The organism is Actinomadura sp. WMMB 499 (assembly GCF_008824145.1).
In the GTDB taxonomy this organism is placed as follows: domain Bacteria; phylum Actinomycetota; class Actinomycetes; order Streptosporangiales; family Streptosporangiaceae; genus Spirillospora.
Genome location: NZ_CP044407.1, coordinates 4,372,714 through 4,394,212, shown reverse-complemented (window position 1 = coordinate 4,394,212; position 21,499 = coordinate 4,372,714). Strand labels below are relative to the sequence as shown.

19 protein-coding genes are annotated in these 21,499 nt (G+C 74.9%); 10 read left to right on the top strand and 9 right to left on the bottom strand.

Features of this window, described 5'->3' with window-relative positions:
- Positions 1 to 46: 46 nt before the first annotated feature.
- The 5 genes from F7P10_RS19270 to F7P10_RS19250 all read left to right on the top strand — a co-directional run bounded on the left by F7P10_RS19270 (position 47) and on the right by F7P10_RS19250 (position 5,786).
- Complete coding sequence (locus F7P10_RS19270; protein WP_151010715.1) at positions 47 to 907, top strand: class I SAM-dependent methyltransferase; 861 nt, start codon at positions 47 to 49, stop codon at positions 905 to 907.
- A gap of 27 nt (positions 908 to 934) precedes the next feature.
- Entirely contained in the window at positions 935 to 2,533 is a 1,599-nt protein-coding gene (locus tag F7P10_RS19265; RefSeq protein ID WP_151010713.1) for a glycosyltransferase family 39 protein, read from the top strand.
- 84 nt (positions 2,534 to 2,617) lie between these two features.
- Positions 2,618 to 3,700 carry an ATP-binding cassette domain-containing protein gene (locus F7P10_RS19260; protein ID WP_151010711.1) on the top strand — a complete coding sequence of 361 codons (1,083 nt, stop codon included), beginning with the start codon at positions 2,618 to 2,620 and terminating at the stop codon, positions 3,698 to 3,700.
- The gene (locus tag F7P10_RS19255) at positions 3,697 to 4,542 is read left to right on the top strand and encodes an ABC transporter permease (protein ID WP_151010709.1); all 846 of its coding nucleotides are present in this window, start codon (positions 3,697 to 3,699) and stop codon (positions 4,540 to 4,542) included. Before F7P10_RS19260 ends, F7P10_RS19255 begins: the two co-directional genes overlap by 4 nt.
- Positions 4,543 to 4,553: 11 nt before the next feature.
- Entirely contained in the window at positions 4,554 to 5,786 is a 1,233-nt protein-coding gene (locus F7P10_RS19250) for a class I SAM-dependent methyltransferase (RefSeq protein WP_151010707.1), read from the top strand.
- Positions 5,787 to 5,812: 26 nt separating this feature from the next.
- On the opposite strand, the gene F7P10_RS19245 is transcribed toward F7P10_RS19250, so the two are convergent.
- The gene (locus F7P10_RS19245) at positions 5,813 to 6,595 is read right to left on the bottom strand and encodes a glycosyltransferase (RefSeq protein ID WP_151010705.1); all 783 of its coding nucleotides are present in this window, start codon (positions 6,593 to 6,595) and stop codon (positions 5,813 to 5,815) included.
- Positions 6,596 to 6,800: 205 nt separating this feature from the next.
- Between F7P10_RS19245 and F7P10_RS19240 the strand changes: the two genes are divergently transcribed.
- Positions 6,801 to 8,090 (top strand): glycosyltransferase 87 family protein, encoded by a 1,290-nt coding sequence (locus F7P10_RS19240; RefSeq protein WP_151010703.1) that lies wholly within the window; start codon positions 6,801 to 6,803, stop codon positions 8,088 to 8,090.
- 42 nt (positions 8,091 to 8,132) lie between these two features.
- Here F7P10_RS19240 and F7P10_RS19235 read toward each other — a convergent pair whose 3' ends face one another.
- The 5 genes from F7P10_RS19235 to F7P10_RS19215 form a co-directional block, all read right to left on the bottom strand.
- Entirely contained in the window at positions 8,133 to 8,948 is an 816-nt protein-coding gene (locus F7P10_RS19235; RefSeq protein WP_151010701.1) for a class I SAM-dependent methyltransferase, read from the bottom strand.
- An 84-nt stretch (positions 8,949 to 9,032) separates the two neighbouring features.
- Entirely contained in the window at positions 9,033 to 10,514 is a 1,482-nt protein-coding gene (locus F7P10_RS19230) for a hypothetical protein (RefSeq protein WP_151010698.1), read from the bottom strand.
- A gap of 112 nt (positions 10,515 to 10,626) precedes the next feature.
- Positions 10,627 to 11,841: a class I SAM-dependent methyltransferase gene (locus tag F7P10_RS19225; protein WP_151010696.1), complete on the bottom strand. Its 1,215-nt coding sequence runs from the start codon at positions 11,839 to 11,841 to the stop codon at positions 10,627 to 10,629.
- A gap of 118 nt (positions 11,842 to 11,959) precedes the next feature.
- The gene (locus tag F7P10_RS19220) at positions 11,960 to 13,192 is read right to left on the bottom strand and encodes a DUF885 domain-containing protein (RefSeq protein WP_151010694.1); all 1,233 of its coding nucleotides are present in this window, start codon (positions 13,190 to 13,192) and stop codon (positions 11,960 to 11,962) included.
- A 5-nt stretch (positions 13,193 to 13,197) separates the two neighbouring features.
- Entirely contained in the window at positions 13,198 to 14,598 is a 1,401-nt protein-coding gene (locus F7P10_RS19215) for an aminotransferase class V-fold PLP-dependent enzyme (RefSeq protein ID WP_218040577.1), read from the bottom strand.
- Positions 14,599 to 14,736: 138 nt separating this feature from the next.
- Here F7P10_RS19215 and F7P10_RS19210 point away from each other — a divergent pair, with 138 nt between their 5' ends.
- Positions 14,737 to 15,189 (top strand): SRPBCC domain-containing protein, encoded by a 453-nt coding sequence (locus F7P10_RS19210; protein ID WP_151010692.1) that lies wholly within the window; start codon positions 14,737 to 14,739, stop codon positions 15,187 to 15,189.
- Positions 15,190 to 15,209: 20 nt separating this feature from the next.
- Here the strand turns inward: F7P10_RS19210 and F7P10_RS19205 are convergent, their stop codons facing one another.
- Genes F7P10_RS19205 through F7P10_RS45470 form a run of 3 tightly spaced genes read right to left on the bottom strand, consistent with a single transcriptional unit; the run spans position 15,210 to position 18,129 of the window.
- A complete protein-coding gene (locus F7P10_RS19205) occupies positions 15,210 to 16,613 on the bottom strand; it encodes a metallopeptidase TldD-related protein (RefSeq protein ID WP_151010690.1) in 1,404 nt (467 codons plus the stop codon).
- Positions 16,610 to 17,725, bottom strand: a complete 1,116-nt coding sequence (locus F7P10_RS19200; RefSeq protein WP_368077479.1) for a TldD/PmbA family protein — start codon at positions 17,723 to 17,725, stop codon at positions 16,610 to 16,612. The genes F7P10_RS19205 and F7P10_RS19200 overlap by 4 nt, the downstream gene beginning before the upstream one ends.
- Complete coding sequence (locus F7P10_RS45470) at positions 17,656 to 18,129, bottom strand: hypothetical protein (RefSeq protein WP_368077478.1); 474 nt, start codon at positions 18,127 to 18,129, stop codon at positions 17,656 to 17,658. Before F7P10_RS45470 ends, F7P10_RS19200 begins: the two co-directional genes overlap by 70 nt.
- Positions 18,130 to 18,272: 143 nt before the next feature.
- Here F7P10_RS45470 and F7P10_RS19195 point away from each other — a divergent pair, with 143 nt between their 5' ends.
- The 3 genes from F7P10_RS19195 (at position 18,273) to F7P10_RS19185 (ending at position 21,299) form a co-directional block, all read left to right on the top strand.
- On the top strand, positions 18,273 to 18,926 hold the full coding sequence (locus F7P10_RS19195) for a winged helix-turn-helix transcriptional regulator (protein ID WP_151010687.1): 654 nt from the start codon (positions 18,273 to 18,275) through the stop codon (positions 18,924 to 18,926).
- Positions 18,927 to 19,237: 311 nt separating this feature from the next.
- A complete protein-coding gene (locus F7P10_RS19190; protein WP_151010685.1) occupies positions 19,238 to 20,017 on the top strand; it encodes a hypothetical protein in 780 nt (259 codons plus the stop codon).
- Between the two features lies 1 nt (position 20,018).
- The gene (locus tag F7P10_RS19185; RefSeq protein ID WP_151010684.1) at positions 20,019 to 21,299 is read left to right on the top strand and encodes an AarF/ABC1/UbiB kinase family protein; all 1,281 of its coding nucleotides are present in this window, start codon (positions 20,019 to 20,021) and stop codon (positions 21,297 to 21,299) included.
- Positions 21,300 to 21,499: the final 200 nt, after the last annotated feature.

The following is a 21,499-nucleotide window of genomic DNA, read 5'->3' as shown; positions in this document are numbered from 1 at the left end:
GGACGGGCGATGCCCGCCCGGCGGGGCCCGCCTTTCGAGGAGGACCATGAACGCCGAAGCCGTGCGCGACCGGCAGCGCGCCGAGTGGGCGCTGTCGGCCCCCGGATGGGCCCGGTACCGGGCGAACTTCACCGAACCCGGCCAGGTGATCAACGACGAACTGCTGCGGCTGGCCGGCGTCCGGCCGGGCCGGCACGTCCTCGACCTCGCCTGCGGGGTCGGCAACCCGGCCTTCGAGATCGCCGAGCGGGTCGGCTCCCGGGGCTCGGTGCTCGGCCTCGACCTCAGCCCGGAGATGGTGGCGGCCGCCGCCGCCCGCGCCGAGGAGTGCGGCATCGCCAACGCGCGGTTCCGGACGATCGCGACCGAGGGCGACCTCGGGGTGCCGCCGGGCGGCTTCGACGCGGCGACCTGCCGGGCGGGCCTGCAGTACATGCCCGACCGGCCCGCCGCGCTGCGCGCCGTGCGCGCCGCGCTGCGGCCCGGCGGGCGGTTCGCCGCGATGACGATCGGCGCCGCCGACCGCTGCGTGCCGTTCCGGCTCAGCAACGCGGTCCTCGCCCGGCACCTGCCCATGCCCGCGACGACCCCGGCCCGCGACGAGCCCGGCCCGGTGGACCTGTCATCGCCGGAGGAGCTCGCGGGGCTGCTGCGGGACGCCGGGTTCACCGACGTCGAGACCCGCTCGTTCGAGGCGCCGATCTTCGAAGCGGACGATCCGGTGCAGGCGTGGGCGATGTTCGTCCGCACCGCCGGGCCGGTCATGGCGCTGTACGCCTCGCTGGAGGAGGACCGCCGCGAAGCGATCAGCGACGACGCGGTGCGCGCCTTCGCCGCCGAGTTCCCGGAGGGCCCGGTCCGGCCGACGGGCGAGGTCCTCCTGGCCGCCGGAACCCGGCCGGACTGAAGCGCGATCGCAGGATGGAGCAGGCCAGTGGGAATCAGTGATGTGCGCGGCGCCGAGCCGCCGGTCGAGGACGATGGCGCCGGCCCCCGGACCGGACCGCGGTCCGGCCCGGGCGCCGAGCCGCCGGACGCGCCGGCCGCCGCACCCGGTCACGGGCCGCCGCCGGCGGTGGCCTGGCGGCCGATCGCGGCCGTCGCCGCGCTGACCGGCCTGGCCAGGGTGCTGACCAACCCCCTCTTCGACCACGGCGGCGACGAGCTGTACTTCGTGGCGGTCGGCAGGCGGTACCTCGGCTCGACGTGGGCCGACCAGCCGCCCCTCGTCCCGGCGCTGGCCGGGGCGATGGACGCGGTGGCGCCCGGCTCCCAGACGGTGCTGCGGCTCCCGTCGGTGCTGGCCGTCGTCGCGGCGCTGGTCCTCACCGCGCTGCTGGCCAGGGAGTTCGGGGGAGGCCGCCGGGCCCAGGTGCTGGCCGCGGTGGTCTTCGCCACCTCGTCCTTCTTCAGCCTGGGCAGCCGGATGAACGCCCACCCGTTCGAGGTGCTCGCGTGGACGGCCGCCGTCCTGCTGCTGGTGATGTGGGTGAACCGGCGGGACGACCGGCTCCTGTTGGGCGCCGGGGCGGTGACCGCGGCCGGTCTGCAGACCTCCCTCCACTTCCTGGAGTTCTGGGCGGTGGCCGTGGTGGTCGTGCTGGCGTGCGGGCCCCGGGAGCTGCTGCGCCGGCCGATGCTGTGGGCGGCGGGCGCGGTGTCGGTGCTGGCGCTGGTCCCCACCGTGCTGTGGTCCGCGGCGAACGGCTGGCGGCATCTGGAGCGGATCGGGCAGACGTCGAGCGAGGGCGACCCGATCGTCAACCGGGTCGCGCTCCTGCCGATGTCCCTGGTGTACGCGGGCTTCGTGGTGGCCGCGGCGCTGCTCCTCTACGGGGCGTGGCAGCTGCTGCGCTCTCCGGATCTGCGGCCCTACCGGTTCCTGGGGTGGTTCGCCGTCGGGCTGGTCGTGCTCTACATCGCGGCCAACGGCAAGGGCTACTACACGATGGGCCTGTTCCCCCTGTGCTGGGCGGCGGCCTCCGTCGAACTCCTGCGCCGACCGCGGCCGAGGTGGGCGAGGCGGGTGTTCTGGTCCGCGCTGGCGGTCTCCACCGTCATCACGCTGGCGCCGACGCTGGCGGCCGACACCATGGTGCCGCACTGGCGGCGGCAGGCGGCCGCGGTGTTCGACGTGCACGAGCGGATGCCCCCCGCGCGGCGGTCCGCGACGGTGGTGGTGTCGCACCAGTACGGCCTGGCCACCGCCATCGACCGGTACGGGCCCGGGCACGGCGTCTCCCGTGCCTACAGCCCGGAGGGCGGCTACTGGTACTTCGGCACTCCACCGCAAAGCGCCACGAACACCATATATATCGGTAGTGACCGGGCCGACCTGCTCGAGTACTTCACGGACGTGCGCCCGGCGGGACGGGTCCCCGACGGCGACTGGCTGGAGCGCGGTTCGGCGGGGGAACCGATCTGGCTGTGCTCGGGCCTTCGGGAATCGTGGGCGAAGACGTGGGAGCGGATGCGGCGGGTCCAGCTCAGCGGGCAGACCGGGCACGGCTCCGACGGCAAATCCATCCGATGACGGTTGCCGCGCCCGGGCGTCTTCTATAGGTTTCTTAACGAACTGCCCGAGCGTGAACACGGTACGGACGCCGGGAGGCATTCGGTGGAGGTAGACGCCGACGCGGCAGTGGAGGCCGCCGGTCTTGTCAAGAGGTTCGGCGACGTCAGCGCGGTCGACGGCCTGGATCTGACGGTTCCCTACGGAACGGTGTTCGGATTGCTGGGCCCGAACGGGGCCGGGAAGACGACGGCGATCCGGATGCTGGCCACGCTGCTGAGACCCGACGCGGGACGGGCCCGGGTGCTCGGGCGCGACACCGTGGCGGAGTCGGCGGCGCTGCGCGGCCGCATCGGCCTGACCGGGCAGTACGCCTCGGTGGACGAGGACCTGACCGGCCTGGAGAACCTGTCGCTGCTGGGCCGGCTGCTCGGCCGCCCGCGGTCGTCGGCGGCCGGCCGCGCCCGCGACCTGATCGACGCCTTCGGGCTGGCCGACGCGGCCGGTCGGCAGGCGCGCACGTACTCGGGCGGCATGCGGCGCCGCCTGGACATCGCCGCGAGCCTGGTGGGCACCCCCGAACTGCTGTTCCTGGACGAGCCGACCGTCGGGCTGGACCCGCGCAGCCGCGCCTACGTTTGGGACGTCGTCGGCGAACTCGCCGGCGGCGGCACCACGGTGGTGCTGACCAGCCAGTACCTCGACGAGGTCGACCGGGTCGCCGACCGGATCGCGGTGATCGACCACGGGACGGTCGTCGCCGAGGGCACCAGCGGCGAGCTGAAGACCTCGGTCGGCTCGGGTGTGCTGCGCGTCCGCCTGGTCGACGCCGGGCAGCGGCCCGAGGCCGAACGGCTGCTCGCCCGGGAACTGGGCGCGAGCGTCCACCTGGAGTCCGATCCGCTCGCGCTGTCGGTCCGCACCGACGACACCGAGGGCGCGGGCCGGGCGCTGGCGAGGCTGTCGCGGGAGGGCGTCGGCGTCGGCGATTTCGCGCTCGGCCAGCCGAGCCTGGACGAGGTCTTCCTCGCGCTCACCGGACGGACCGCCGCCGACGGCGCCGCGGCCGCCGGGACCGCCCCCGTCCCCGGCGCGGACGACTCGGACGACCCGAGCGACCCGGACGGGCAGGCGCAGCCGGCGGGCGCGAGCGGACCGGCGGGCGCGAAGGGAGAGGACGCGCGATGACGACCAAGGTGACGAAGGCGACCCGGCAGGCGGAACCCGGCGACGGCGTGCCCGGGGAGGGGCTCTGGGCCCGCGAGCGCTTCGCGCCGCCCGGCGCGGCGACCGCCGTGCTCGTCCACGGCGAGCGGGCGCTGCTGAAGATCAAGCACGCGCCGCAGCAGCTCATCGACATCTTCGTGATGCCGCTGGTGTTCCTGCTGATGTTCACCTACCTGTTCGGCGGTGCGATCGGCGGGTCCGCGCGCGACTACCTGCAGTACCTGCTGCCCGGCATCCTGGTGCTGTCGGTCATGACCGTCACCCTGTACGCGGGGACGGCGCTGAGCACCGACATCACCGGCGGCGTCCACGACCGGTTCCGGACGTTGCCGTTCTGGCAGCCCGCGTCGGTGCTGGGCACGCTCTTCGGTGGCCTCGTCCGCTACACCATCGTGCTGACGGTGGGCGTGCTGGTCGGCTTGGCGCTGGGCTTCCGCCCGGACGCCGGGGTGGGCGGGGTGCTGCTCACCGTGCTCGCGCTGCTGCTGTTCGCGATCAGCGTGGGGTGGGTGTTCACCGCGCTGGGCGTGGTGGTGCCCACGCCGGAGACGATCACCACCGCCGGGATGATGGTGCTCGGCCCGCTGCTGTTCACCAGCAACATCTTCGTCGACCCGGACACGATGCCCGGCTGGATGCAGTTCGTCGTCGACCTGAACCCGGCGACGCACGCGTCCACCGCCGCGCGCGGTCTCATGCACGGCACCGCGACGGTCGGGGAGATCGGCGCGCTGCTCGGCATCTGCGCGGCGCTGACCGCCGTGTTCCTGCCGCTCACGGTCGTGCTGTACCGGCGGCGCTAGCCGGGTCCGCGATGATCACCAGGGCGTGCTTCCTGTGCGGCGAGCCCGGGGTGGCCCCGGTCATCGACCTCGGCCCGCACCCGCTCGCCGACACGTTCCTCAAGCGTTCGCAGCTCCGCGAACCGGAGACCCGCTACCCGCTCACCGTGGTCGCCTGCGGCCGGTGCGGCCATCTGATGACGGGGCACGTCGTGCCCGCGGCGACGCGCTACCAGGCCAACGAGTACAGCTACACCTCGTCCAACTCGGCCGTCGCCCTCGCGCACTTCGACGAGCTGGCGCGCGACGCCGTGCGGGTCGCGGGGGTCGGTCCCGGCGACCTGGTGGTGGACATCGGCTCCAACGTCGGGACGCTGCTGGCCGGCGTCGCCCAGCACGCCCGCTGCGCCGTCCTGGGCGTCGACCCCTCGCCGAACATCGCCCGGCTGGCCGAGCGCGCCGGGATCCCCACCGTGCCCGACTTCCTCAGCGCCGACGTCGTCGCCGACATCGCGCGCCGCGCCCGCCCCCGGCTGGTCACCGGGACGAACGTGGGCAACCACATCGAGGACCAGTTCGCCTTCGCGCGCGACGCGGACGCGCTGCTGGCCCCTGACGGCGTCCTCGCCCTGGAGGTGCCCTACGCGGGGACGCTGGTGGAGGAGACGTCGTTCGACACGATCTACCTGGAGCACGTGTGCTACTTCTTCCTGGCGCCGCTGCGGCGGTTCTGGGCGGAGCACGGGTTCCGGGTCGCGCGCGTGTCGTTCAACGCCTACATGGGCGGCACCATGCGCGTCTACCTCGCCCGCCACCTGCCCGAGGACCCCCGCGTCGGGGAGCTCGTGCGGCGGGAGGAGGAGCGGGGGTACTTCGCGCCGGAGACCTACCGGGAGTTCATGCGGCGGGTGGTCGGCCTGAAGACGACCCTGATGCACCGGCTGTACGAGATCCGGGCCGGGGGCGGCCGCATCGTCGGTGTCGGGGCCGCGACCAAGGGCAACACGCTGCTCAACTACTGCGGCATCGACGGCGCGCTGCTCGCCTACGTCACCGACACCTCGCCGCTGAAGGTGGGCAAGTACACGCCGGGCTCCCGGCTGCGCATCCGGCACGACGCCGAGCTCCGGTCCGGGGACGTCACCCACGGGCTCATCCTGCCGTGGAACCTGCAGGGCCTGCTGGGCGGGAAGCTCGCCGGGCTCGGGATCGAACCGGTCGTGCCGCACCCGGCGCCCCCTGCCGAGCCGGCGGTGGCCGGGTAGCGACCGGGGGGAGCGGGGAGCGGGCGTCAGCGGACGGCGGCGCGGCCGGGCACGCCGTCCTCGGGACGGCCGCGGGCGGCCGCGGGCCGCGTGCCTCGCCGCCGATGCGACAGGGCCCACAGGTACCACTTCAGGTACGCGGGCAGCCATCGCCACATCCGGAACTTGGAGCGGCCGGCCGTGCGGGACCTCCAGGTCGTGGGCAGCTCGGCGATCCGCGCGCCGGACACGAACGCCCGGACGGTGATCTCCATGGCGAGGGCGAAGCCGCCCTTCTCGTCCAGGTCGAGCCGGTCCAGAAGCGCCTTGTCGTACAGCCGGAAGTTGTTGGTCACGTCCCGCGTGGGCACGCCGCGCAGCCGGTGCAGGCTGACGCCGGCCGTCCTGGACAGCAGCCGCTTGACCGCGGGCCCGCCGAGCTGCCGGCCGCCGGGCGCCCAGCGGCTGGGGCACACGACGTCGTTTCCGGCCAGGTAGCGGCGGTACATCTCGGGGACGAGGGACAGGTCGTCGGACAGGTCGGCCATCGCGACCAGGACCGGCCCCTCGCCGACCTGCGCGAACCCCGTCCGGACGGCCCCGCGCCCGCCCCGGCCCCAGGCGTTCTCGACCAGGTGGACGGTCGGGTCGGAGGCCGCGATGGCGCGCAGCGGCGGCAGGGTCGCCCGCTCGTCGCGGTCGTAGACCACGATGAGGCGCCGCGGGAGGCGGATCTCGGCCAGGACCTGCCGGTAGAAGCGCTCCACGTTGTCCGGCTCGTCCCGCACCGGTACGACGATGTGCAGCGGTGGGTTGTCAGGGCCCGGCACGGCACGCCCCCTCGGTAGCGAAGAACAACCTTTATGTACAGATTATCTCCGTTAGCTCCCGTTTTGAGGTGTTGACACTTTATTTATATATAGCAATACTGGCGCGGGGCGGGCGGCGATCCGGAACGCGGACCGCGGGCCCCCCGGAGGAGAAGTGCAGTCGAGCCCGGGCGGGTGACGTGCGTTGACCCAGCACAAGCGGAACGTGGAACGGCGCAGTCCGATCGTGGAACGTGCCGGGGCTCTGGCGATGCGCCATTCGAGCGCACTGGTGGCCGCCGGAGTGGTCGCCGAGATCATCGCCATCGTGGTGCTGCTGCGCGTCCGGCCGATGCCGCTGCCGCACATCGACGTCGACCTGTACCGGGTGGCGGTCAAGGAGTGGCTGGCCGGCGGGGACGTGTACGGCCAGCTCCCGCCCACCCGGGCCGGGTGGGCCATCCCGTACATCTACCCGCCCTTCGCGCTCGTCGTGCTGTACCCGCTGGGGGTGCTGCCCTGGTCGGTCGCGGTGACCGGATGGTTCGCGCTGTCGGTGCTGGCGGTGGCCGCGACGCTGTACGCGGTGGCCCGGCGGACCTGGCCGTCCGGCGGTGCGCGCGGCGCCCTCGTGGTCACCGCGCTGGCGCTGCCAGTGGCCACGGTGCTGGTCAACCCGGTGCGCGAGACGCTGGGCATCGGGCAGATCAACGTGCTGCTGATGGGCCTGGTGGCGGTGGACTGCCTCATCGAGCGGCCGCGCTGGCCGCGCGGGATGCTGGTGGGGATCGCCCTGGCCGTCAAGGTGGCCCCCGCCGCCTTCCTGCTGTTCTTCCTGCTGCGCCGGGACGTGCGCGCGCTGGTGGTGAGCGGGGTGACGGCGCTGGCGGCCACGGCCGTCGGTTTCGCGGCGATGCCCGAGACGGCGTGGAACTACTTCTCGGGCGGCCTGGCCCCGGTGCGGGCGATCAGCGGCGTGCCGATGGCCGCCAACCAGAACCTGCGGGCGGTGCTGGCCCGGTTCGACGTGCCGGGCGCGCAGGCCTGGTGGCTCCTGCTCGTGCTGCTGGTGGTCGCCGCGACGGCGGCCGGGATGTGGTGGGCGCTGCGCGACCGCGATCCGGCGCTCGCCCTGATGATCAACGCGCTCGGGGCGCTCCTGGCGGCGCCGATCGCCTGGACGCACCACTGGGTGTGGGTGGCCCCCGCACTGGTGGTCCTGGCCGGGCGCGCGCTGCGGTACCGCTCCTGGGGATGGGCGGCGGCGGCCGCCGCCACCTTCGCCGTGTTCTCCTACGGCTGGTACGAGCGCCTGCCGATGCTGGAGAACCGGGAGCTGGACTGGAGCCTGGCCCAGCACGTCCCCGGCGACGCCTACGCCGGCGCGGGCGTGCTGCTCCTGCTGGGAGTGGTCGTGCTGGCCGTCCGCGGGCTCCGGGAAAGCCGGACCGGCCCGGTCGAGCGCGCCGGACGCGAGGCGGCCGAGCCCGCGGGCGGGATCGTCCGACAGAGCTGATGCGGGCGAGCGCGGGCCCGCCCGCGGGTGCGCGGGCCCGCCTCAGGCCGTCCTGCGGACGACCGCCAGGAGGTACTCGTTCGTGACGGCGATGCCGTCGCCGGCCGTCTCCGCGTGCCCGGCGACGACCGCCAGCGCGGCCTCCCGGATCCGGGCGTACTCCTGCTCGGGCATGGACTCCCGGGCCGCCGCCGGGCCGCCGTCCCGCTCGAGCTCCTCCCACAGCGCCCCGGCGGACGGGAAGTGCCAGACGAGCTGCCGGCGTTCGAGGCGCACCGGCTCGACGGCCGCCCCGAGCAGGGCCGTCAGTTCCTTCTCGTCTCCCCACAGGAACGGAGAGGAGAAGTCGTCGCACGCCTCTGGAGCGGGGCCGAGGTCGGCCAGAGCGCGCGACATGGCGGCGGCGAAGCCGGTGGGCGTCCAGTTGGCCAGGCCGAGGACTCCGCCGGGACGCAGCACGCGCAGCATCTCCGCCGCCGCCGTGCGGGGACGCGGCGCGAAGTTGGCGGTGAACACCGCGAGCACGCGGTCGAACGTGCCCTCCGCGTACGGGAGATCCTCGATGTCAGCCTCGTCCCAGTCGACGGGGAGACCCTCCGCGCGGGTCCGCTCCCGTCCCGCGCGGACCATCGCCGGGGTCAGGTCCGCGGCCGTCGCCCGGGCCCCGGCCCGTGCGGCGGCGACGGCGGCGTTGCCCGTCCCGGCGCCCACGTCCAGCACGTGCAGCCCCGGGCCGGCCCCGCAGGCGGCGACCAGTTCCTCGGCGGCCCCGGCCAGCCGCGCCGCCATCGGCGCGTAGTCGCCCGCCTCGAACGAGTCCTTGGCTGTTTGCTTGAAATTAATATAGTCGTCAGTCATGCCGTCATGGTAGCCGACCCCGGCCGGACCCGGCGATCACGTCCGGCGACCACGTCCGGTGCTCGCGCCTCCCGCACCCGCCGATCACCGCAGCGGGCCGGAGATGGCGGTGATGGTTCCCTCGGGCAGCCAGCCGTCACCGGTCGGGTGGCCCGCCTCGCCGCCGGGCGAGGGGAACCGTACGAGCGACGCGGCGTACAGCCGTGCCGTGCGGGGGCGCTCCGTCCCGCCGGCGGCCAGCCAGGCGTGGTAGCCGGCGGCGGTGGGCCGCTCCCCGGGGAAGCGCTCCGCCAGGGACGCGGTGTAGGCCACCGGGAACTCGTCGCGCGGGGAGAAGCGCAGCGGGAGGAGCTGCCCGGCCGGGACCGTGAGCAACCGGGGCGCGAGCAGCCAGGGGGCCAGATACGTGCCGGAGCCGCGCAGCCGCCCGGCGGCGACGTCGCTGAGGACGCCGTGCGCGCCCGACCATCCCGAGACGATGATGACGGGACGGTCGGGCCGCGCCTCGGCCGTCACCGCGACCCCCAGCCGGCGGGCCTCACCGCGCACCTGCCGCACGGCCTCGCGGGAGCGGGGCGAGGAGTCGTGGCGCAGCACGACGGAGTCGACCCCGCGCCCGGCGACGAAACCCACGATCGAGCGGAGGGCCGCGGCGTCCAGGTCGTCCAGGCCGTCGGCGGGGCACCCGCGCAGCGGCCGGTCGCGGTCCGCGGCGAGCGCCCCGAGCGCGGCGCTCGCGCACTCCGGCCCGTCGTTCCAGGTGATCGTGGACCGCGCGGTGCCGGTGCCGGTGTCGACCCGGACCGCCGACTCGCGGCCGGCCCGGCGGATCCACACGCGCCCCCGGCCCGGGGCGAGCCATACCATCGACCACCGGCCCTCGGCGCCCGGGACCCGTACCGCGCTGGCCGGCGCGCCGGGGTCGGTGCCCACCTCGGCGGGTCCCGGCACGCGCACCAGGTTCCAGCCCGGGCGGTGCGGCACGATCAGGACGGACGCGCGGTCGTCCGCGCCGGTGCGGACCACGGGAACGCCGGGCCGCGCCTTGGCCGGGACCGCGACCGCGACGGCCGCGGCGGCGACGAGGGGCACGGCCGCGGCCGCGGCCGCCCGCACCGGGACCCGCCGCCGGGCGCCGGTCGCCAGCGCCGTCGCCGCGCCCAGCAGGACCGCCGCGGCGGCGGCGAGGAGGCCGGCGCCGAGCACGCCGCCGAGCGAGCCCCGCGCGGCGTGCGCCGCGAGCAGCGCGGTCAGCGCCGCACCGAGCCCGCACGCGAGGCGCGGGCGCCGCTGCGCCATCGCCGCGGCGAGCGTCAGCGCCGCGGCCCCGAAGGCGGCCAGCGGCGGGCCGACGGTCACCAGCACGCACGGGACGGTGACGGCGGCGACGGCCGGCACCGCCTGCGGGTGCGCGGCGGCGAACGGCCGCAGGAGCGCGGCCCCCGCCACCACGGCGACGCCCACGAAGGCGGCCGCCCGCAGCACGCCGTCCAGGCTCGGGACCGTGAGGAACCAGTCGTTCAGGAAGCCGAGCGCGGCTGCCGTGACGGGACGGGGGGCGTCCACGGTCACCTCCTCTGCGGGCGGCGTCGGCCGGACGCTCCGGGGCACGCGGTGTCCAGTGTGAGGTGAGCGCTAGCGTTTTTTCAAGTGGGAATCGGGTACCGCGCGGGGACGCTCACACCACGCGCACGTCGGGCACATAGCGGATCCAGCGCCCGCCGGCCGCCCGGAACCCGCGCTCCTTCGCCATGATCTCCTCGGCGTGGTTCCACGCGAACAGGACGGCGTAGTCGGGATAGGGATCGGCGAACGCCTCCGGCGGGCGGACCGGGATGCGCGACCCCGGTGTCAGCAGGCCCTGCTTGCCGGGCGTGGAGTCGCAGACGAACGCCACCAGCTCCGGCCCGATCCCGCAGTAGTTGGTCACGGTGGCGCTCTTGGCGGTGGCCCCGTAGCCCGCGACGACCCGCCCCCCGGCGCGCAGCCGGCGCAGCAGCGCGGGCAGCTCCGCGCGGACCCGCTCGGCGCCCGCCGCGAGCCCCCGGAGCGCGGGCGCCCCGGTGAGGCCGGTCGCGTCCTCCCGGGCCAGCGCGGCGCCGACCGCCGGGGTCGGCCGGTACCGGCCCGGGCGCGCCACCGTGAACCGCATCTCGCCGCCGTGCACCGGCAGCGGCTCCACGTCGACGAGGTCGAACCCGAACCGGCGCGCGGCGTCCCGTACCGGGCCGACGGCGAACAGGTAGAAGTGCTCGTCGATGACCTGGTCGAACGCCGACTGCGACAGCACGTCGCCGAGGTAGGGGTCCTCGAACACGAACCGGCCGGCCGGGGCGAGCAGCCGGTCCACGCCCGCGAAGACCGAGGCCAGATCGTCGATGTGGCTGATCGTGTTGGCCGAGTAGATCAGGTCGGCCGGTCCCTCCGCGGCGCGCACGGCGGCCGCGGTGCCCGCGTCGAAGAACTCGGTCCGCACCCGCAGCCCGCGGTCGGCGGCCGCCTTGGCCGCCAGCACGGACGGGTCGACGCCCAGGCTCCGCACCCCCGCGGCGTCGACCGCGGGCATCAGCCCGCCGTCGTTGCAGCCGATCTCGACGACGAACGGATCGCGGGCCGGCAGCCCCGCCAGGAGCGTCCGGGCGGTGCGGTCGAAGTGCCGGCGCATCCGGGCGGACTGCGACGAACGGTACGGATAGTCGTAGCGGAACATCCGTTCCCGGGGCACCGGCTCGGTGAGCTGGACCATGCGGCAGCGCGCGCAGCGGCCGACCGCGAGCCGGAAGAGGAACTCGTCGCCGGTGCCCCCGGGGTCCACGAACGCGTCGGACAGCGGCTGGCGCCCGAAGTCGGCGAACTCGTGCACCGGCCCCCCGCAGACACGGCAACCGCTCATCCGCGACACCCCTCCGGTCGTGCCGCGGACGGACCCGCGGCCGGGGAGAACAGGCGGGCGACCATCATCGGCCGGCGGCCTTCCCGGCGGCCTTCCCGGCTGGCCTTCCCGGCGGCCCTCACCGGGCGTTCCCGCCCGCCGCCGTGCCGGGGACGGCCGCCGCGAGCTCGGCGGGCAGGAGCGGCTCGTCCAGGAGGCGCCGGTAGCGGTCCGCCACCGGCTGGCCCGCGGGCCGGGCGCGCAGCCACGCGCGGACCAGCCGCGCCCCCTCGATGTAGGTCACGGTGTACGCCCGCCAGAGCGGGTCGGTCAGGAAGCGCACCATGTGCCGGGCCCGCGCCTCCGGGACCAGCATCCACCGGCTCAGGTAGGCGACGACGTCGTCGGGGTCGGCGCCGCGGTCGTGCAGCATGACGGCCGCGTCCTGGCGGGCCGGCAGCAGCCGCGCCGTCAGCGGCAGCAGCCGCTCGGCGAACTCGCCGTCCAGGCGCAGGCCGGCCTCCTCCAGGACGCGCGCGGTCCACGGGCCCCACCCCTCGCCCAGGACGGCCTCCAGCGCGGCCTCCGCCATGCCCTCGGCGACGAGGCACTGGGGGGTGTTGACGAGCGAGATGACCTGTTCGGCGTGCCCCCGCTCGCGGACCAGCGCCCGCTCCTTGGCGCAGTGCTCGGTGTGGTGGCCCGGGTAGCACTCGTGGGTCGCCAGATGCGGGAGCGCCGACAGGCCGTGGCCCGCGTCGGCGTTCAGTTCGACGACGGACCGGTAGCCGCCGTGGTACCGGTTGAAGGCGTTCCACGGCTTGCCGGTGACCACCCGGTACTCGACGCTCTCGCCCGGCGGGAGGCCGAAGCGCGCACCGACGACCTCGCGCAGCTCCGCCGACAGCGCGCGCACCGCGCGCTCCAGATCGGCTGGGGAGACCCGGTCGTCGTCCTGCCGGGCGTGCAGGCGGCCGGCGAGCGGGCCGCCGCCGGGCAGCAGCGCGTCGATCTCGTCGTGGACGGCCGCGTACCGGTCGGGGTCGGTCAGCCCGATCTCGACGTTGAAGTACGCGGCGACCTCGGCGCCGAACGTCACCGGTTCCCCGGACAGCCGCCGCGCCGAGCACTCCAGCGCCCGCAGCTGCGCGTCGAGGAAGTCCCGCCGGGCGCGCTCCAGCCCGCTGCCGGGCAGCCGGCGCCGCAGCCCGGCCGCGTCGCGGGCCAGGTCCGCGGGGTCGGCCGCGGGCTCGGCCGCCACCCGCGCGGCGAGTCCGGGGTCCCCGAACCAGCAGTCGACGAAGCCGTCGACGAGGCGGCCGAGGCGCAGCCCGAGCAGCAGGTACCCCGTCACCACGGATTCCTCGGGCACGGCGGTCACCGTCCCGCCATCGCGTCCGTCAGCTTGATCATCGCATCGACCGTGTGGTCGAGTTCGTCGCGGTCGTTGTACAGGTGCGGGGCGAGGCGGACGGCGAAGCGCTCGGTGTCGGCGCCGCGCACCGGGAAGAACGTGAACCGAAGGTTCACCCCGTGCTCGCTCTCCATGCGCTCCTCGAACTCCATGAACTTCGCCGGGTCGGCGGCGTCGGCGGGGTCGCGGAACGGCTGGAAGGCGACCATTCCGGAGTGCAGCCGCCGGTCCCGCAGCGGGCTGAACATCGACTCCGGCCCCCAGTGTTCGGCGATGCGCTCCTTCAGGTGGTCGCACAGCCCGTGCACGTACCGCTGGATCCCGGCCCGGCCGATGTGCTCCCAGATCTCGGCGGCGGTCTGCAGCGCGGGTCCGCGCGACAGGTCGGCCGAGCCCGTCTTCTGCAGGTAGGTGCCGATGTCGTAGGACGGTTCCCGGCCGGTGGCACGCGGCGGCAGCTCGCCCTCGATCGGGTACCACAGCGAGATCACCGGCCAGAACTCCGGCAGCGGCAGCGGGTTGTACTCGGGCAGCACCTTGTTGCGCGCGTACACGATGCCGGTGCCCATCGGGCCGCACTGGTACTTGGCGCCCGAGCCGCTGAGGAAGTCGACGCCGAGTTCGTGCAGGTTCATGTCGAACTGGCCGGGCAGGTGGGCCCCGTCGACGACGCTGATCAGGCCGTGCCGGTGGGCGAGTTCGGCCAGCCGCCGGGTGGGCATGGTGGTGCCGACCGTGAACGTGACCGCCGCCCACTCGATGACCTTGGTCCGGCTGGTGATCGCCGCCTCGAACATCTCGACGATCTCGTCGGCGCTCTGGTCGGGGCCGAGCGGCGGCGTGAGCTTCTTGACCACCACGCCCCGCCGGTTGCGGAGCATGTTGAGCGGCGCCTGCATCGTGTAGCACTCGTGCGTGGTGGTGATGACCTCGTCGCCCTCGCCGAGCGCGAGCCCGTTGAGGATGCGCGCGTTGCCGTCCGTGGCGCCCTGCACGATGGCGATCTCGTCAGGGTCGCAGCCGTAGCAGCGCGCGAGCGCGGCGCGCGGCTCGGAGAACGTGGTGGGCGGGTAGGGGTCGCGCGGGTGGCGGGCGTAGTCGGCGTCGGTCGCGCGCAGCAGGTCCAGCACCGGACCCGGGGTGGAGCCGAGCGTCCCGACGTTCAGGTGGATCAGGTCGGGGGCCAGCGGGAACAGCGCCCGTACCCGCTCCCAGGACGCGCGGTCGTCCAGCGGTCCGGACGGGACGCGCGACGCCCATCCGGGCGCGGGCCGGTGCGCGCCGCCGGACGCCTCGGTCTCGGCCGCCGTGCGGCGGCGCGCCATCGCGACCACCGCCGACTCGGCCGTCGGCCCATTCGCCATGCCCTCCACGAGAACCTCCGTCGGAGCGGGACTGCCGGTTCCGTCCCACTCTAAGAAGTTACTTTAAAAATATCTAGTGATGCTCTTCCGTGGGTGTCGCGGTTGACGGGCCCGCCGCGTCTCGCTATCCATGTCCCCATGCCCGCACCGATCACTGTCCCGGATCTGTCGGACCGGCCGCTGCGGCTGGTCGTCGAGCGCGAGATGCGCTCCTCCCCGCAAGCGATTTATCAAGCGTGGACCGAGCGTTTCGACCGGTGGTTCGCCGCGCCCGGCACCGTCCTGGCGCAGGGCCGCGTCGACACGCCCTTCTTCTTCGAGACCCGCTTCGAAGGCGCACGCCACCCCCACTACGGCCGCTTCCTGCGCCTGGAGCCGGAACGCCTGGTGGAACTGACCTGGGTCACCGGGCAGGGCGGCACCGACGGCGCCGAGACGGTCGTGACCGTCGAACTCACCCCGCGCGGCGAGGGGACGCACGTGCGGCTGACCCACGCCGGCTTCCTCACCGAGGCCGCCCGCGACCGCACCGAGCAGGCGTGGCCGAACGTGCTGGGCGGGCAGGACGAACGCCTCCTCGCCGGCGCGTAGCCGCCCGGACGGACGGGCCGTCAGCGGCGCGGCGCCGACAGGGCGAAGCCGTCGACGCGCAGCGGCGGCATCGCGGCGCGCGGCGGCCCCTCGTCCCACTCCCGCGGCAGGGCGGGAACCGTCCGGCCGATCTCGGTGACCCGCTCCAGCAGCGCCACCGGGCTCTCGTTGAACCGGAAGTCGGGCGCGGCCCCGACGATCTCGCCGTCCTCCACCAGGTAGACCCCGTCGCGGGTCAGCCCGGTGAGCAGCAGGGAACGCGGATCGACCGGGCGCAGGTACCACAGGGAGGTGACGAGCAGGCCGCGCCGCGTCCCCGCCACCATCTCCGCCAGGGAACGCGCGCCGGGCCCGCCCTCCAGCCGCAGGTTGTCGATCCGGGGCGTGACGGGCGCGCCGGTCAGCGCCGCGGACCGCCGCGTCTGCACCAGCGCGGTGAGCGTCCCGTCCCTGATCCACTCCGTGGCTTCCAGCGGCAGCCCGTTGTCGAACACCGACACGCCCTCGCCGGACGAACGGGCCACCACGAACGGCGCGCACTCGAACCCGGGCAGCAGCGGATCCCCGCGCAGCGTCAGCGGCTGGTCGGTGAGCCGCTCGCCGAGCCGGGACCCGCCGCCGGCGCGGCCGAAGGGCGACCGGCCGTCCAGCGCGTCCTGCGCGCCCGCCGCCGCGTACAGATGCCCCATGAGGTCCGCGACGCAGGACGGCGACAGCAGCACCTCGTGGCGGCCGGGCGGGACCCGCACCCGGCGGCGCCCCCAGCGGAGCCGGTCCCGCAGCCGCAGGTCCAGATCGGCCGGTCCCGGGGAGGCCGCGTCCCCGCACGACTCCCCGCACGACTCCCCGCACGCCGTCGCGCCGGTCCACGCCGTCCCGCCGTCCGCGTCACGGCCCGCGAGGTCGGTCAGGCCCGCCGGCTGGACGTGCCGCAGGCGGAGCCCCGAGCTCGTCGCCACGTACGTCGAACGCAGCTCGCGCCGGGCGAACCCGTAGAGCAGGCGGTGCTCGGCGCGCGCCCGCCCCACCGCCTCCCGCAGCCCGCCGGCGAGCGAGCCGAGGACCTCGCCGGGCAGCCGCTCCGGCGGGGCCGTCCAGCCGGGGGAGGGCGCACCGGCGGGCAGGGGAGCGGCGTCGGGCGCCGCGGGGGCGGCGCGGGCGGCCCGCTCGGCCGCCTCGACCATGCCGCGCACCGCCGCGGCGGGCTCGCCGTGCCGCGCCACCACGCCCGCCGCCGTCCCGTCCCGGCCCCCGGCGGTCGCCACCACCGTGACGCGGGTGTCCCGCACGTGCCCGGCCGCCGTCACGGCGTTCCCGGCCCAGCGCAGGTACGCGGTGTCGGCCTCGTCGACGATCACCACGAGCTCGTCCGGGCCGCCGACCGCCAGGGCCCGCTCGGCGACGTCCTGCGGTGCGGTGCTCACAGGCCCGCCTCCCGGGAGGCGGCGGTGACGCGCACCCCCTCGAACACGGCGGCGGGGGAGCCGTGGCTGGCGGCCGCCGTCTGGACCGGCTGCCCCTTGCCGCACAGGTCGGCACCGAACACGCGGTGGTCCGCCGGACCGCCGACCGCGCGCAGCGACGTCCAGAACCCGATGGTGTCGCCCTGGTAGGCGACGTCGTTCACCTGCCCGGCCAGCCGGCCACCGCGGATCCGGTGGCAGCGCTGGGCGGTGAACTGGAACCCGCGGCGGCGGTCGTCGATCGACCAGCTCCCCGAGCCCACGATGTAGAGGCCGTCGGCCACCCCGCCGATCAGCTCCTCGGTGGACGGGCCGCCGGGCGCGGGACGCAGCGAGACGTTCGGCATCCGCTGCAACGGCGCGTGCAGCCCCGACTCGGCGTACGCGCAGCCGGTCGAGCGTCCGGCACCGACGAGCGGGGCGGTGCCGCGGTCGGTCTGGAACCCGGTGAGGACACCGCCGGTCACCAGGTCCCATTCCTGCGCCGCCACGCCCTCGTCGTCGAAGCCGACGGTGGCCAGCCCGTGCTCGGCCGTCCGGTCCGCGGTGACGTTCATCGCCTCCGACCCGTACCGCAGCGAGCCCAGCAGGTCGGGCGTGGCGAAGGTGGTGCCCGCGTAGGCCGCCTCGTGGCCCAGCGCGCGGTCCAGCTCGGTGGCGTGCCCGACGGTCTCGTGCAGCGTCAGCCACAGGTTCGACGGGTCGATGACCAGGTCGTAGCGGCCCGGCCGGACGGCGGGGGCGGCCAGCTTCGCGCCCAGCAGTTCCGGCAGCCCGGCGATCTCGGCGTCCCAGTCCCAGCCCTCGCCGTCCAGGTACTCCAGGCCGCGGCCGGTGGGCGGTCCGAGCGTGCGCAGCGCGGCGCCGGCGCCCGTGCGCGGATGGACGCCGAGCGCGTGCAGCATCGGGTGGATCCGGACCCGCTGCTGCACCGTCACCGTGCCCGCCAGGTCGGCGTAGAACTTCGACTCCCGGGTGCAGCGCAGCTTGGCGAGGACGTGCCCTACCTCGGGCGCGGCCAGCAGCCGCCCGCTCCACTCGACCAGGGCGGCCGTACGGTCCGCCGGAGGCACGTCGAAGGGATCGATCCGGTGCGGGGAAACCCATGTCGCGTCCCGGTGCACGGGTTCGGCAGCCGGCGGGGGACCGTACGCCCGTCGCCGCCGAGGGCGCGGGCGACCTCCACGGCGCGTTCGGCGATGGCCGCCGCCGACTCGGGCGCCGGACGCCCGGCGGCGGCCGCGAAGCCCCGTGCGCCGCCCGCGGTCACCGTGACGGCCAGCGCCGTGTGCGTGGTGTCGTGGTCCCCGGCGGGGGCTCCGTCGCGCAGCAGCGCCCCGCTCTGCCGCACCCGCTCGACGCGGACCGCGGCGGTCCCGGCACCCAGCGCGGCGGCCCGGTCGAGCGCGGCGTCGGCCGCGGCGCGCAGCGGGAGGCCGAGGAACTCCGGGTCCACGGGGCCGCCCGTCGTCGGCATCGGACACCTCCGCCGTCTCGCGCCTGGGCTCGCCTTCCGAAGAAGTTATAGCTTTATCAAGTGATCGAACAGGCTTCGCTTACCTGAGGGCCCTAACGGTCTTACCGTCGGTATATACTAGTAAAGCAGGAAGGGGGCCTGGGATGGCACAGCAGCGGCGCAACTACGGTCAGTACTGCGGGCTCGCGGGCGCGCTCGACGTGATCGGCGAGCGCTGGACGCTGCTGATCATCCGTGAGCTCCTCACCGGTTCGTGCCGCTACAACGAACTGCAGGGGAACCTCCCCGGCATCGGTACGAACCTGCTGGCCGAGCGGCTGAAGTTCCTGATGGAGACCGGCCTGGTCCGCCAGCGCACCCTCCCCGGCTCCAAGGTCAAGACCTACGAGCTGACCGAGCAGGGCGAGGGCCTCCGCGAGACGGTGCTGGCCCTGGCGCGGTGGGGGCTCGGGCTGCTCGGCGCGCCCCGCGCCGAAGACGTGGTCCGGCCCCGGTGGGGCGTGCTCGCCGTCGAGGCGATGGTGGACCCGGCGGCCGCGGGCCCTGACGAGGTGTACGAGTTCCACGTGGACGACGACACCTTCCACGTCGACGTCCAGGACGGTGAGGTCAAGGTCCGGCACGGGACCCCCGACACCGAACCGGCGCTGGTCGTCACCACCGACGCGGTGACCTTCGTCGAGATCGGCTCGGGCAGGCTGAACCCCCTGGAAGCCACCCTCACCCGCCGCCTGATCATGGAGGGCGGCGAGGACGCGGTCCTGCGCTGCTCGCGACTCCTCGGCCTCGTCGGCTGACCGGCGGGCCCGGGCCCCCTCCCGCACGTACGCGCGCTCCGGGCGCCCGAAGACGCCCGCTTGCCCGCTTGCCCGCTTGCTCGCGCCCTTTCGTCCGCTTGCTCGCGCCCGTTCGCCTGCGGCCGCCCCTCCGACGCTTGCGGCCCTCGTGAGCATCTCACCAAAACCCCCATTTGGGGATCATAGTGATGATCAGGCATTTCACTCGCGAACCTTGACGAGGGTGGTCGGGGCATGTTGATTGGTCTGTCGGTGGACCGTAGACCATCCCGCGCGGCCCCGCAGCCGCGGGAGGCGAGGAGGCGAGCCAGGTGCCAGGGACCTTCCGACCCACGGCGGCCCGGCGGTCGGCGAACCTCAGCGCAGGCTCCCTGACCTGCTTCGGGTTCGCCGTCGAGGCGTCCTTCGGACGGCGGCCCATGCGCTACGCGATCGTCCGCCGGTTCGGCGACGGCACGGCCGACACGTGGCTGTTCGTCACCGAGCCCGGGACGCTGGCGGGCACGCACGTGCGGATCGCCGAGGACCGGCCGCGGGGCCGGTGCGAGGTGCGCACCTTCGTGCCCACCATGCGGAGCTCGCTGGTGCTGGCCGAGCGGCACGTCTTCGGATGCCTGCCGCTCACCGAGATCGGCTACCTGGACCTGATGGCCTGGCGTCACCCCAGCCTGGCCCCGGTGCCGGAGGAGAGACCGAGCGACCTGTCCTGGAGCCGGTGGTCCGGCGCCGAGGCGTACTGCCACCTCGGCCCGGCGGCCACCCCCGGGCTGACCGTCACCGAGGCGGTCGATCCCGGCACCGGGACGGTCGTCGCGCGCGCCGTCGACCGTCTCGGCGAGCCCGCGCACCGCTGGGAGGTCCTGGAGCCGGGCGGCCCGGACGCGGTCGGGCTGCCCCGGCTGGTGCGGGCCTGCGGGGCCGGGGGCGGATGGACCGAGTTCCGCCGGGTCGGCGCGCCCTTCCCCGTCGATCCCGCGCACGTGGACGCGGGCCCGGAGCGCCTTCTGGAGGACCTCGGCCGGCATCCGCGCCATCGCGCCGGCCCGGCCGGTGGCGCGTCGGCTTCCGCCGGGCGCGGCGGAGGACGCTGAGATGCCCGGAGGGATGTTCCGGCGCGCCGTGGCCGCGCGGGCCGTGCGGGTCGCCGCCACCGGCGGGCCGGTCCTGGCGAGCGGCGCGGGCGCCCGCGTGCTGCGCGGGCGGTGCGGCGCCGGACGGTCGGCGGCCGATGTCGCGCGGCTGCTGGAGCGGCTCGGCGGCGGGTTCCTCAAGGCGGGACAGCTGCTGGGGACCCGTCCCGACCTGGTGGGGGACGCGGCGGCCGCCGCGCTCGGCAGGCTGCAGGACGACGTCGCGCCGATGCCGCCGTCCGCGGCGGCGACGGTGGTGCGCTCCGCCCTGGGCACGGTCCCGGACGGCATCGCCGCGGCGCTCGCGGCCGCTCCGGTGGCCGGCGGGGCGATCGCCTGCGTGTACCGCGCCGAGGTGGACGGACGCGGCGTGGCCGTCAAGGTGCGCCGGCCCGGGGCCGCCGCCGCCATCGCGATCGATCTGGCGATCCTGCGGTGGCTGGCCCGGACGGCCGCGTACCTGCCGCCGTTCCGGCGGGTGCCGCTGCCGGGGATCGTCGACGAGCTGGGCGTTCTGCTGGTCCGGCAGGCGGACCTGCGCGCGGAGGCGGCCGGGCTGCGGCGGCTGCGCCGCGCCCTCGCCGACCTGCCCGGCGTGGTCGTGCCCGACACCGTCCCCGGTCTGTGCGGGGACGGTGTGATCACGATGGACTTCGTCGACGGGCTGGACCGGTCGTGCGCCGAGACGCTGCCGCCGTCCGTCCGGCGGGAGCAGACCGCGCTGCTGGTGCGCGCGGTGTACCGGATGCTGTTCGTGGAGGGGCTCGCTCATCTCGACCTGCACCAGGGCAACGTCTATTTCCGGCGGGACGGCTCCGTCGCGCTGCTGGACGCGGGCCTGGTGTGCGCGCTGGACGAGCGCAGCCGCCGCGCGTTCACCGAGTTCTTCGCCGGCATGATCCGCGGGGACGGCGACGCCTGCGCCGAGGTCCTGGTGTCGACCGTCCGTGCCGAGGCGGGCGGGACCGACCTCGCGGGGTTCCGCCGCCGGGTCCGCGGGCTGGTCGTCGAGGCCGGCGGCCGCGCCGCGGGCGACTTCGACCTGGCCGGCTTCTGCGTGCGGCTGTTCGACCTGCAGCGCCGGCACCGGCTGTTCGCCGATCCCCGATTCGTCATCCCGATGACCTGCCTGCTGACACTGGAGGGCGCAGTACGCAGAAATCACCCCGCCTTGGATTTCCAGCTGGAAGCCGCTCCGTACGCGTTGGAAGGGCTGCTGAGGCCGGCCGCCGCGCCGGATTGACCGTGAAGTGAACACCGCCTGACCGCGCGGGCGCTCGGTCGTCGTGCGCCCGCATGCCCTGCCCTGAATCATCGATAACTGGCCGATGAATCCAGGGTGGCCATTCGAAGTTGATCTCGAATGATGGCGATTGTGGTCGTGTTGGAATAATTTTCCTACTAACTATACCTGGATGGTTATTTATGAGGTTGACCTGCGAA